General features: G+C 71.4%; 10 protein-coding genes and 4 pseudogenes. 7 read left to right on the forward strand and 7 right to left on the reverse strand.

The genetic code is table 11. The features are described 5' to 3' along the window. Window positions 1–1,263: 1,263 nt before the first annotated feature. Window positions 1,264–1,626 carry a hypothetical protein gene (locus tag ACFC02_RS39580; protein ID WP_376367378.1) on the forward strand — a complete coding sequence of 121 codons (363 nt, stop codon included), beginning with the start codon at window positions 1,264–1,266 and terminating at the stop codon, window positions 1,624–1,626. A 507-nt stretch (window positions 1,627–2,133) separates the two neighbouring features. Here the strand turns inward: ACFC02_RS39580 and ACFC02_RS39585 are convergent. Then, entirely contained in the window at window positions 2,134–2,433 is a 300-nt protein-coding gene (locus ACFC02_RS39585) for an SDR family oxidoreductase (RefSeq protein WP_376367380.1), read from the reverse strand. Beyond that, a pseudogene (locus tag ACFC02_RS39590) lies at window positions 2,366–2,590 on the reverse strand (SDR family oxidoreductase); the annotation flags it as partial. The gene ACFC02_RS39585 and the pseudogene ACFC02_RS39590, both read right to left, overlap by 68 nt. Window positions 2,591–2,602: 12 nt before the next feature. Between ACFC02_RS39590 and ACFC02_RS39595 the strand changes: the two are divergent. From ACFC02_RS39595 to ACFC02_RS39610, 4 genes and pseudogenes are all read left to right on the forward strand, one after another. Then, on the forward strand, window positions 2,603–2,950 hold the full coding sequence (locus tag ACFC02_RS39595) for a MarR family winged helix-turn-helix transcriptional regulator (RefSeq protein WP_376367382.1): 348 nt from the start codon (window positions 2,603–2,605) through the stop codon (window positions 2,948–2,950). Next, window positions 2,925–3,128, forward strand: a complete 204-nt coding sequence (locus tag ACFC02_RS39600) for a hypothetical protein (RefSeq protein WP_376367384.1) — start codon at window positions 2,925–2,927, stop codon at window positions 3,126–3,128. The genes ACFC02_RS39595 and ACFC02_RS39600 overlap by 26 nt, the downstream gene beginning before the upstream one ends. Window positions 3,129–3,343: 215 nt before the next feature. Further along, window positions 3,344–3,687 (forward strand): annotated as a pseudogene (locus tag ACFC02_RS39605) (TetR/AcrR family transcriptional regulator); the annotation flags it as partial. A gap of 127 nt (window positions 3,688–3,814) precedes the next feature. Continuing rightward, complete coding sequence (locus ACFC02_RS39610) at window positions 3,815–4,840, forward strand: alcohol dehydrogenase catalytic domain-containing protein (RefSeq protein ID WP_376367386.1); 1,026 nt, start codon at window positions 3,815–3,817, stop codon at window positions 4,838–4,840. A gap of 330 nt (window positions 4,841–5,170) precedes the next feature. On the opposite strand, the pseudogene ACFC02_RS39615 reads toward ACFC02_RS39610, so the two are convergent. Beyond that, window positions 5,171–5,455: pseudogene (locus tag ACFC02_RS39615) on the reverse strand (IS630 family transposase); the annotation flags it as partial. 94 nt (window positions 5,456–5,549) lie between these two features. After that, entirely contained in the window at window positions 5,550–5,936 is a 387-nt protein-coding gene (locus tag ACFC02_RS39620; protein ID WP_376367388.1) for a hypothetical protein, read from the reverse strand. Window positions 5,937–5,960: 24 nt separating this feature from the next. Between ACFC02_RS39620 and ACFC02_RS39625 the strand changes: the two genes are divergently transcribed. Beyond that, window positions 5,961–6,128, forward strand: a complete 168-nt coding sequence (locus tag ACFC02_RS39625; protein WP_376367390.1) for a DUF6207 family protein — start codon at window positions 5,961–5,963, stop codon at window positions 6,126–6,128. A 20-nt stretch (window positions 6,129–6,148) separates the two neighbouring features. Here ACFC02_RS39625 and ACFC02_RS39630 read toward each other — a convergent pair whose 3' ends face one another. Together ACFC02_RS39630 and ACFC02_RS39635 are read right to left on the reverse strand one after the other, a co-directional pair. Continuing rightward, the gene (locus ACFC02_RS39630; RefSeq protein ID WP_376367392.1) at window positions 6,149–6,556 is read right to left on the reverse strand and encodes a (2Fe-2S) ferredoxin domain-containing protein; all 408 of its coding nucleotides are present in this window, start codon (window positions 6,554–6,556) and stop codon (window positions 6,149–6,151) included. Further along, a complete protein-coding gene (locus ACFC02_RS39635) occupies window positions 6,553–8,532 on the reverse strand; it encodes a heavy metal translocating P-type ATPase (RefSeq protein ID WP_376367394.1) in 1,980 nt (659 codons plus the stop codon). The genes ACFC02_RS39630 and ACFC02_RS39635 overlap by 4 nt, the downstream gene beginning before the upstream one ends. Before the next feature lie 112 nt (window positions 8,533–8,644). Between ACFC02_RS39635 and ACFC02_RS39640 the strand changes: the two genes are divergently transcribed. After that, window positions 8,645–9,049 (forward strand): ArsR/SmtB family transcription factor, encoded by a 405-nt coding sequence (locus ACFC02_RS39640; protein ID WP_376367396.1) that lies wholly within the window; start codon window positions 8,645–8,647, stop codon window positions 9,047–9,049. 364 nt (window positions 9,050–9,413) lie between these two features. Here ACFC02_RS39640 and ACFC02_RS39645 read toward each other — a convergent pair. Then, window positions 9,414–10,316, reverse strand: a pseudogene (locus tag ACFC02_RS39645) (aminoglycoside phosphotransferase family protein). Between the last annotated feature and the right edge of the window lie 219 nt (window positions 10,317–10,535).

Raw genomic sequence — 10,535 nt, forward strand, 5'->3', positions numbered from 1 at the left:
ATCCTTCTGCGTAGAGAACAGAAATGATCACCCAGGACCACGGGCGTCCTACATCCAGGGCCGACAACCACCCCACCCATCACAGACCGTGACGGGCAGTCAGCGGCCACCGACCTTGCACCGCTCAACTTCGAAGACCCGCTATCCACGGCAGGCTCCTTGGTATCAAGTTCCACATGGTACTGAGTACCGTAACATGCCATGGTTCGCTTCCACATCGAGCGACGAAGCTGCGGCTGACACGCCGGCCCCCATCCCCAGACTCGAATGGATCTACATCCGCGGCGTGTACTTCCCGGCCACAAGGCGTACGCGGGACCCCTCGAACTGGTACCCGAGCTGAGCTTCAAGGCGGCGATCGACGGGCTGCCGGACGGCCCCTGTTTCCGGTCCTCGCTGTCGCCCTTACCGTTGGGCGCGGGCCTGCGCTCCTGGTGTCGCTGCTCGCGGCACGTTACTGAGCTTGTTGGCGTGTTGTCGTTGGGGGCTGACGGCATGTGATCGTCGGGGTATGCCGTTTGCATGAGGTATCCGCAGGGTGGTGGGCTGACGCCTCAAAGGCGGGCGTTTCGTGAGCGGATCCGGATGGTGGCCGCCGAACGGTTCGGCGCCGGCGCCTCCAACGCCGAGGTCGCCAAGGACCTACGGGTGAGCGTGCGCTCCGTTCGGCGGTAGCGGCTGGCCTGGCAGGACACTGGCACGGTCGGTCTTCGCTCGGTGGGTCCGGGGTCGCTGCCCGAACTGAGTGAGCAGCTGTTCGCGGTACTGGAACAGGAGCCGGCCAGGGGCCCGGTCGCCCGCGCTCGCTTCAACCGCCTCGACAGAGACGATCACGTCACTCTTCAGGTGTTTCCCTTGATCAGGTTTACACCGCTGCCGGTACAGCCCCGGCAAGGGCCGTGTTGCACAGCTGGGGGCAGCATGTCGCGGTGGATGGTCAGTTGGATGCCGACGCCCTCGGTGCTGTGGAAGAGACTGGCGCGGCCGGACGAGCACACCGTCGGAGAACGCTTCCGCAGCCGGTCCCTGAGATCGTTCTTGAGCGCAGGCAGGGTCAGGCATCACGCACGGGGCCGCATTGACCATGACGACGAGGCGGCCGGCCGGCCCCAAGAAGGCTGCAGATTTTTTTGCGGATCGCGACAACCTCGGGTGGGGCCGCACGTCTGGTGGGAGTGAAGGGCGGTTTCCGGGACGGGATTTTCAGTCCCGGCGCTGCCTGGCCTGTCAGCGCTGTCCCTGAACTCTTTGGAGTCGTTTCCTATGCGCCACATCCGCGCCAAGAAGTCCAGCCGTTCCCTGCACACCTGGGTGCTGGGGTCGACTGCCGGTCTCGCCCTAGTGGTGGGCAGCGGCATCGCCGCTCAGGCGGCCACCGGCGGCCATGCGCACCCGGTCAAGTCGGGCACGTCGGCCACAGCCGAGCCGAAGCCCGTGCCCTCCACCCCGGCAAAGCGGACCCCCGCCGGCACCGACCCGACTCCGGTCCCCGGTGACCCGCACGGCAAGCCCTACCCGAAGCCCGTGCCCTCCACCCCGGCAAAGCAGACCCCCGCCGGCACCGACCCGACTCCGGTCCCCGGTGACCCGCACAGCAAGCCCTATCCGGGTAACACCGGCCGCTGAGTCGCCGACCACGGATATGGCGGGACCGGAGCTGGCCCCGCCGTACCCGTGATGTGAACGAGGACGATGCAGCTCACCCTTGCCGTGCCCGGGTGGGCCCGGCTACTGCACCTCGCCCGGACTCCCCCCTCCACCCCGGCGTCGGGCGTGCCGCAACCCGGCCGCCGATTCCGGCACCTGCGTTCGGTGGCCGACCGGGACGGCGACGAAGATTCCCCCACACTCGCCGATCTGTACCGGACCCGGCGGCTCGACATGGTCCGGCCGGCGGTCTTCCTGGTGGACGACCTGCACACCGCCGAGGACGTTGTCCAGGATGCCTTCGCCGCCGGCGGCACGGCGAACGGCTGGACGACCTCCAGGACGCGCACGCCTGCCTCTACACCGCGGCGGTCAACGCCGCCCGCCCGGTACTGCGTCGGCGGCGCACCGCGCGCGCAAGCACCCGGCACAAGCTCAAGCGCCCGGTCGGCCTCGGTGTCCTCGCCGAAGTCGAGCCGGGTTCGTTCAACCAGCATCGCCCGAGCGGCCCCGCCGCTCCGCATCCCGGCCCGACGAAACCGACCAGATCACCACCGCCCACGACCCGAACGCGTCTGCCTGCTGCACCTCGGCACACGGTCGACCCCGACCATGCTGTTCAGAGCGGGGGAGGATTCCCCCGTCCACCGAGACGGTGATGCCGGTGAGGTAGGACGCGCGGGGTGAGGCGAGGAAGGCGATGAGCTCCGCCGCCTCCTCAGGCCGGCCTGGGCGGCCGAGCGGCGCGGCGCTGGTGGAACTCCTTGCGGATGTCCTCCAGGTCACGGCCTGTCCGCTCGGCGGCCAGCCGGAGGCTGGCCCCGACGGCGTCGGTCTCGATGACGCCTGGCATGACCGCGGTGACGCGTGCCCCGTGCGGCCCGCAGGCGAGGGCGAGGCTCTTGCTGGAGGCGTTGAGGACGGCCTTGGCCGCTGCGTACGGCGTGCCGTCAGGGTGACCAAGCTATCCCGCACCACCACGCCGACAGCGCCACCCGCGACACGGCGCGACGAGCCCAGGAACAGCCCAGGGCCGAGGCTTGCCCTGCTCGGGCACGAGGCGATGCGGCGCCTGCGCGACGCGCACACCGCCCACGGACTCACGCCTCGGCAGTTCCACATCCTCGGGCTTCTCCACGACCGCGGCCCGCTTGCACAGACAGAGTTGGCGATCGAGACGGACACGGCGGCCAGCGTGCTGGTCACCCAGCTCAACCCGTTGGAGGCCGAGGGACTGGTGACCCGCATCCGCGACGTGCACGACCGGCGTCGCCCGCGTGGTGGTGCTCACGGGGGACGGTGAACAGAGGCTGCGCGCCGCGACGGCGGCGCAGCACGAGGTGGAGGACGGCCTCTTCCGGTCACTGGGCGGCTCTCAGCGTGCGCAGTTGACGCACCTGCTGATGCTCGTACACGACGACCTCACCGACGGCGAGGAGCACCGCGCCACGTCGTCCTCGCTCGACCGGAAGTCACGCTGAGCCTCCGCGGTGTCGGGGATCACTCTTGGACGCCGCCCGCTGCGCCGGCGGTGGCGATGTTCCTCTCCATATAGGTCCCCTCCAGGTTGAGCGGCACGGCGGCGTTCTTGCCGAGCGCCGAGGGTGAGTACTCGACGTGCAGCAGACCCGTCCGTCGAACGTGGCGCCTCCCGAACCATCGACAAGCGACGTCACTACTGCTGCTCGATAGAGCCATCCGCGCCTACGCCGCGACGTCACCGGCGATCCGCGCCGTACCCGCATCGCCTTCGTCGAGGTCATCGGCGTCCGCGCCCGGCTGGTGGAGCAGTGCCTCGCCCGCCGCGCACGCTGGATCGACCTCATCCGCGCCGAGGCGGACGCGGCCGCGGCCCGCGGGGCGGCGGCACCGCGCGACTCCCGCCTCGCAGCCACGGCGTTCATCGGCAGCGTCAGCGGCCTGCTGCACGACGGGAGCGCCGGCTGGGCCGGTGCCACGCTGGACCAGGTCGTGGACGAGTTGGTGCGGCTGCTGCTGGGCATGCTCCGCCCTGCGGGCCGACCCCCCGAGCCGGTATGACGCGCTCCGGGAACGGCAGCGTCGTCGCAGCTCAGGGCCGCCCCGGCCGGCTCGGCGCGCGTGATCGGCCGCGAGCTGCTGTGCTGGATCGAGTGGGGGCCCTCGTACGCGTTCTCCGGAGACACAGATGAGTACCTACCGAGTCGCGCAGGTGACCGCCCCGGACGGCGGCTTCGAGCTGGTCGAGCGCGAGGTCCCGCGGCCCGGCCCGGGTCAGGTGCGGATCGCCGTCGAGGCGTGCGGGATCTGCCACAGCGACGCCCTCTTCGTGAGTGGCGGACTACCGGGAGTGTCGTTCCCGGAGGTCCCCGGACACGAGATCGCCGGGCGCCTGGAGAAGCTCGGGGAAGGCGTGGAGGACCGCGGCTGGCGGACCGGCGACCGGGTCGCCGTCGGCTGGTTCGGCGGCAGCTGCGGCCACTGCCGGCCCTGCCGCGAGGGCGACTTCGTGGTCTGCCCGAACCTTCAGGTGCCGGGCTGGGCCTACGACGGCGGCTTCGCCGGGAAGGTGATCGCGCCCGCCGACGCCCTGGCCCGCGTCCCGGACGCGCTGGCCGCGTCCGACGCCGGGCCCATGGCCTGCGCGGGCGTCACCACGTACAACGGGCTGCGGCGCAGCTCCGCCCGGCCGGGCGACCTGGTCGCGGTGCTCGGCCTCGGCGGCCTGGGGCACCTCGGCGTGCAGTACGCGGCGGCCATGGGCTTCGAGACCGTCGGGATCGCCCGCGGCGCCGAGAAGGCCGACTTCGCCAAGCGGCTGGGCGCCCACCACTACGTCGACAGCACCTCCGGCACCCCGGTCGACGAGGCGCTGCGCTCCCTCGGCGGCGCCAGGGTCGTGCTGGCCACCGCCGGCAACTCCGCGGCCATCACCGCCACCGTGGACGGCCTGGCCCCCCGAGGTGAACTCGTGGTCATCGGCGCGGACACCGCGCCGCTCGGCATCAGCCCGGCCCAGCTGCTGATGACCGGCCGCGTCGTGCGCGGCCACCCGTCGGGCACCTCGCAGGACGTGGAGGACACGATGGCCTTCAGCGCCCTGCACGGCATCCGCCCCATGACCGAGACCGTCCCCCTGGACGACGTGGACGGGGCCTACCGCAAGATGCTCTCCGGCGGGGCGCGCTTCCGCATGGTACTGACCCCCGGCTGACACGGCGCCCGGACCGGAGCCGCGGCCCGCCGCGACCGGCACCCGCGCCGGCTCGCTCCTCGTCCCGGCGCCCGGCCGGCCCTGGCGCCGCCCGGCTGTGCGGTGGACACCACCAGGACGACGGCCGCCGGCACCGCGCAGGCCGGCACGCCGCACGCCGGCAGCCGTCGGCGCGGGGCCCGGTGGCGCGACTCGTACGCCAGCCGAAGCTCGGACGGACGGCCCCTCGCTGCGCTACCGCCGCCCGCGCCGGGGGGGGGAGAGGTGAACGCCGCCCTGCAGGGCGAGGCGGCCGGCCGCGTACCCGTACCAGGGGCCGGGCGGCTTCGGCTAGTGTCCTGAGTCGGGAATTCGCTTCAGATACCTTGCGAGGCGTTCCAGGATCTGGTCCGCGGTCTTCGTCCAGACGAAGGGTTTCGGCTCTTCGTTCCAGGTCCTGATCCAGCTGCGCATGTCCCTCTCCAGGGACTGGACGTTCCTGTGGGCACCTCGCCGTATCTGTTTGCCCGTCAGCAGTGCGAACCACCGCTCGACCTGGTTGAGCCAGGAGGAGCTGGTGGGCGTGAAGTGCACATGGAAGCGGAAGTGTGCGGTCAGCCGTCGCTGGATGGCCGGGACCGGTCAGCACCAGCTCGGCCATCGGCCGTCCCGTCCTCGCCACCCGGCCGTCAAGCCGAACCACCGAAGACCTACGCAGCGAATTCCCGACTCAGGACACGTCTGTGCCCACCGGTAGGCGCCGGGCACGGTCGGGTCGCCGTAGCTCATGCACCCCAGAGCGAAACGGCTCGGCGTCGAATTCGAGCAGGCCCCGCGGTCCGCCGCAGCACTCCAGTGACCCGAGGACATCGAGTTCCACCATCCCGCGCGGCACGGTTGCGGCGGTGACGAGCCTGGGGTCGCCGTCGTGCCGGGGTAGTACGAGGTAGGCGTTGTGCGCGGTGGAGCAGATGGTCCACCCGTCCCAGTGGCCGTCCGGATTCGAGTTCTCGGAGCCGAGGTTGAGATCGTAGGGCGCCATGGCGGTGGCTATCGCCTGCAGAACCTCTCCCGGTGGGGTCGGCGGTAGACACACTGTGGCGTAGAACCTGCTCATGCCCGGGAGCGTAAGCCTGCGGGCGTGGCAGCCGCCGACGACCAGACAGGCTTCGCCTTCCAGAGCGCGGTCGCATCACTGTGGGCCACCACCATGGTCGAGCGCACCAGCCGCGACGCCGGACAGCCCAGCGTACGACTGCCCTGGCGCCCCAGGACTGACGCCCCATCACTCAGGGGATGCGGCCGGTGACGCTTACCGCCTCGGACGGGTCAGGGCTCGACGGCTTGGCGGATGCGGCGGGACGGGCTGAAGGTGTACAGGTCCAGGACGCCGGGAGGGTCGGCCAGGCCCGGTCCGCCGGCTTCGACCCAGGCCGCGATGTCGTCGGCGGTGTCCTGGTCGTTGACCAGGCCGAGCCAGACGGGCCGTCCGCCGGCCGCGCGACCGGCGGCGGAGGGCTGGATGACGATGACGTTGGCGTGCTCGCAGGCGTCCAGGCAGCCGGTGACGCGTACCCGGGCGAGGTGTGCGAGGGATGAGCGGAGCTGGTCGAGCTGGGCGGCGTGGTCAAGGCCGGGGACCTTCGCCGTGCCGCAGCAGCAGCCGCGGCAGACGGTGACCGTGCAGTGGGCCGCCCCCGCATTCGCAGAAGTGGCCTCGCGGCTGCGGCGGCTCACTGGGCCCTCCCGCTGCGTGCGCGGCGCCAGGCGCCGTCGGCCAGCAGGCGCAGGCCGTTCAGGCCGACGATGACGGTGGAGCCCTCGTGCCCGGCGACACCGAGCGGCAGCGGCAGGGTCCCGGCCAGGTCCCAGATGACCAGGCCGGTGATGAATACCGTGGCGATGACCAGGTTCTGCACCAGCAGGCGCCGCGCGCGGCGGGAGAGCGCGACGACGGTGGGGACGGTGGCCAGTTCGTCGCGGACGACGACGGCGTCGGCGGTCTCCAGGGCGAGATCGGAGCCGGCCCGGCCCATGGCGATGCCCGTGTGCGCGGCGGCGAGCGCGGGCGCGTCGTTGACGCCGTCGCCGACCACCAGCACCTTCCGTCCGGCCTGCTCCAGCTCCTGGACGGCGCTGACCTTGTCCTGCGGCAGGAGCCCCGCGCGGACGTCGGTGATACCGACCTCTTCCGCCACGCGGGCGGCGGCGCGCGGGTTGTCGCCGGTGACCAGCACCGGAGCGGTTCCGGTCAGGGAGGTCAGGGCGGTGACGGTGGCGGCGGCCTCCTCGCGCAGCCGGTCGGCGAGGCCCAGCACCCCGACGGGGGTGTCCTCGATCTCGACCAGGACAGCGGTGGTGCCCTCGTCCTCCAACCGGGCGGCGAGCTCGACGGCCGGGTGGTTGCGGCCGTTCAGCAGCCGGGTGGGGCTGCCGACCGCGACGGCCTTGCCCTCGACGGTTGCCGTCACGCCGGTGCCGGGGGCGGAGGCGAAGTCCTCCACCGCGGGGATGTCCAGGCCGCGGGTGCGGGCGGCGTCCACGATCGCGCGGGCCAGCGGGTGCTCGCTGGGGTACTCGGCCGCCGCCGCGATCCGCAGCAGTTCCTCCTCGCTCAGGCCGGAGGCGGCCAGCGGGCGCATGTCGGTCACCCGCAAGGTGCCCTCGGTCAGTGTGCCGGTCTTGTCCAGCGCCACCGCGTCGACCTGGCCGAGCTGCTCCATCACCACGGCGGACTTCACCAGCACGCCGTGGCGCCCGGCGTTGGCGATCGCGGACAGCAGCGGCGGCATGGTGGCCAGCACCACCGCACACGGCGAGGCGACAATCATGAAGGTCATCGCCCGCAGCAGCGTCGGCTGCAACGCTGCACCGAAGAGCAGGGGAAGCGCGAACAGCGCGAGGGTGGCGGCGACCATGCCGAGGCTGTACCGCTGTTCGACCTTCTCGATGAACAGCTGGGTGGGCGCCTTGGTCTCGGAAGCTTCCTCGACCATGGCCACGATCCGGGCGATCACCGAATCCGAAGGGTCACGCTCGACCTTCACCCGCAGCACGCCGGTGCCGTTCAGGGTGCCGGCGAACACCTCGTCGCCCTCCTGCTTGGCCACCGGCAGCGGCTCGCCGGTGATGGTGGCCTGATCCACCTCGCTGGCCCCGTCCAGAACGCGGCCGTCCGCGCCGATCCGCTCGCCCGGGCGCACCAGGACGACGTCGCCCACGGCCAGCTGATCGGTGGGGACCGTCTCCTCGCTGCCGCCGTCCAGCAGGCGGGTCGCGGTGGTGGGAGCCAGGTCGAGCAGGCCGCGCACCGAGTCGGCTGTGCGGGCGGTGGCGATCGCCTCCAGTGCGCCGGAGGTGGCGAAGATGACGATCAGCAGCGCGCCGTCCAGAACCTGCCCGATCACCGCCGCCCCCAGCGCCGCGACGACCATCAGCAGGTCCACATCCAGCGTCTTGTCTTCGAGGGCCTGCAATCCGGCCCAGCCGGGCTCCCATCCCCCGGTGGCGTAAGTGAGCGCGAACAGCGGCCCCCAGCACCACGCCGGCGCCCCGAGCAGGTAGAGCGGCAACGCGATCAGGAACAGCACCAGGGCGGCTGCCGCCCAGCGAGCCTCGGGCAGCGTGAAGATCCTTGTGCGGCGCCGGGGCGCGACCGCGTCACGCACGGCCGCGTCACCGGCGGCCGCCGGGCGGATGAGGGTGGAAGACATCGGAACAGGGGTCCTTTGCGCAGACGTGAGCGAACAGCGTCCAACCCCACCACCGTAACAGGAATGAATGAACATCGATTCATGTGTTCATGGAGCGTCGTACGATGGGCACATGGGTCATGGAGCCGAACCGCCGGCCGACAGCGTTCCGCGCACACGCCTGGACGCAGCCAGTGCTGCCCGGGTGGCCACCACCTTGCAGGCCCTGGCCACCCCGTCCAGGCTGCTGATCCTCGCCCGGCTGCGCGAGGGGCCGCTGCCGGCGACCGAGCTGGCCGCCGAGGTCGGCATGGAGCAGTCCGCCTGCTCCCACCAGCTGCGCCTGCTGCGCAACCTCGACCTGGTGGTGGGCACCCGCAAGGGCCGCTCGGTGGTGTACTCCCTGTACGACGACCACGTCTGCGCATTGCTCGACCAGGCCCTGTACCACGTCGAGCACCTCCGCCTCGGCCTGAGCGACGCCTCCGCGGAGGCCGCCGAGCCGAACCCGCAGGCAGTCGCTGTGCCGAGGGCCTGACCACTGCCTTCCCCGGCAGCGCGGAGTCGGCTTCGGCGCCCGGCGGTTACCGGCCGCGTGGCACGTACGTGATCACGACCATGCCCAGTGCGGCACCGCGGCAGTCCCCGCTCAAGCACAAGAACCCCAACTGCCGGGGCCGCTACCGTTTCACCGCCTCCCAGCTCGTGCGGGGCTGCGGCCCCCGCCCGACCCGGACACTGCCGACCTTGACGTTGACGACGACCAGGAGGAGTGAGCGCCGCATCCGCCGTCCGGGCCGGGTCGTTGTGCTCCGGGAATCCCGCCCGCGGCCGGCGGGGACAAGACAGAGATCGTGGCAACGTCGGCAGCGGCTAGCGGATGCGGCTCGGTCGCTCCGCGCCTATCCCAGACCGCCGCTCAGAACACGACCGAGTGCTGCCCGGCCTGCGGGGCCCCATGTCGGCTTGCCGCCGGGAACGCCCCGGTCTCCGTTCTCTCCCATGAGCATGAGGAACAGGCTTTTCAGAGCGGCCAGCCCGCGGGCGCGCCGGATCGTCCCCTCGTCTGCCTGCGCGTACACGCTGAAGAACCGTGAGGCGGCGCCCGCGGGAAGGATGACCCATGCGGCCGCGAGGTCCCACGCCGGATCGCCGGCGAACAGGGCGCCGAAGTCGACGATGCCCGAGAGCCTTCCGTCCTAGACGACGACGTTCGCGGGATGAAGGTCGCCGTGCACCCACAGTGGCGGGCCCTCCCACTCGGGCGCCGCGACAGCGTCGTCCCAGACGGCCCGAACGTCATCGGCGAGGTCGTCGGGGACCACGGAGTGGAAGAAGTGGTCGAAGCCGTCCGTGCACTTGTTGGGGTGAGCACCGAAGTCCGAGCTGATCGGCGCCTCGGCGGGCGCCTCCACGTGGAGCGCCCGGAGGAAGCCCGCCAGCGTGTCGGTCGCGTGGTCGCCGCGGCTGATCGAGCTGTGGTCCAGCGGCTCGCCGGGAACCCACGTCATCACGGTCCAGTGCTTGGGGAAGTGCTCGGACGGTTCGCCGAACCGTACCGGGGTCGGCACCGGGAGCGGCAGGCGTGGGGCGAGCACGGGTAGCCACCGCCGCTCCTTGAGCTGGAGCTCCGGGGTGGGGTCCATGCGCTGCATGCGCACGGCCAACTCCTTTCCGAGGCGCCACATTTGGTTGCCCCAGCCGCCTCCAACCTCGCGAATGTCCAGCCCTGCAAGGTCTGGATGTTGCTCCTGCAGCAGGTCGCGGACCAGGTCTGCGGTGATCTCGATCTCGGTGTCGGTCATGCGAAGTCACAGTACTGGGGCCTGATTCTGGGTTGGGTGCAGATCTGATGAGGGTGCCTCGTTGGGGTGATTCACAGAGGTTCGGGATGTGTCCGGTCGTGCCGACTTCTACCGTCGCCGGGTTGAGCCCGCCGTGAGGGATGCGGGTGCTGAGCGAGGGTGGGTGTGGTGTGCCGTCGTTGATGGAGGCGTTGGAGACCAGGCGGGCTGAGGTGCTGG

It is taken from the genome of Streptomyces sp. NPDC056160 (assembly GCF_042268205.1).
Taxonomy (GTDB): domain Bacteria; phylum Actinomycetota; class Actinomycetes; order Streptomycetales; family Streptomycetaceae; genus Streptomyces.

What these genes read in the sequence shown, in the direction of transcription:
- ACFC02_RS39580 (WP_376367378.1), top strand. Translation starts at nt 1,264, where the DNA reads ATGCGCCACATCCGCGCCAAGAAGTCCAGCCGTTCCCTGCACACCTGG.
- ACFC02_RS39610 (WP_376367386.1), top strand. Translation starts at nt 3,815, where the DNA reads ATGAGTACCTACCGAGTCGCGCAGGTGACCGCCCCGGACGGCGGCTTC.
- ACFC02_RS39620 (WP_376367388.1), bottom strand. Translation starts at nt 5,936, where the DNA reads ATGAGCAGGTTCTACGCCACAGTGTGTCTACCGCCGACCCCACCGGGA.
- ACFC02_RS39635 (WP_376367394.1), bottom strand. Translation starts at nt 8,532, where the DNA reads ATGTCTTCCACCCTCATCCGCCCGGCGGCCGCCGGTGACGCGGCCGTG.
- ACFC02_RS39640 (WP_376367396.1), top strand. Translation starts at nt 8,645, where the DNA reads ATGGGTCATGGAGCCGAACCGCCGGCCGACAGCGTTCCGCGCACACGC.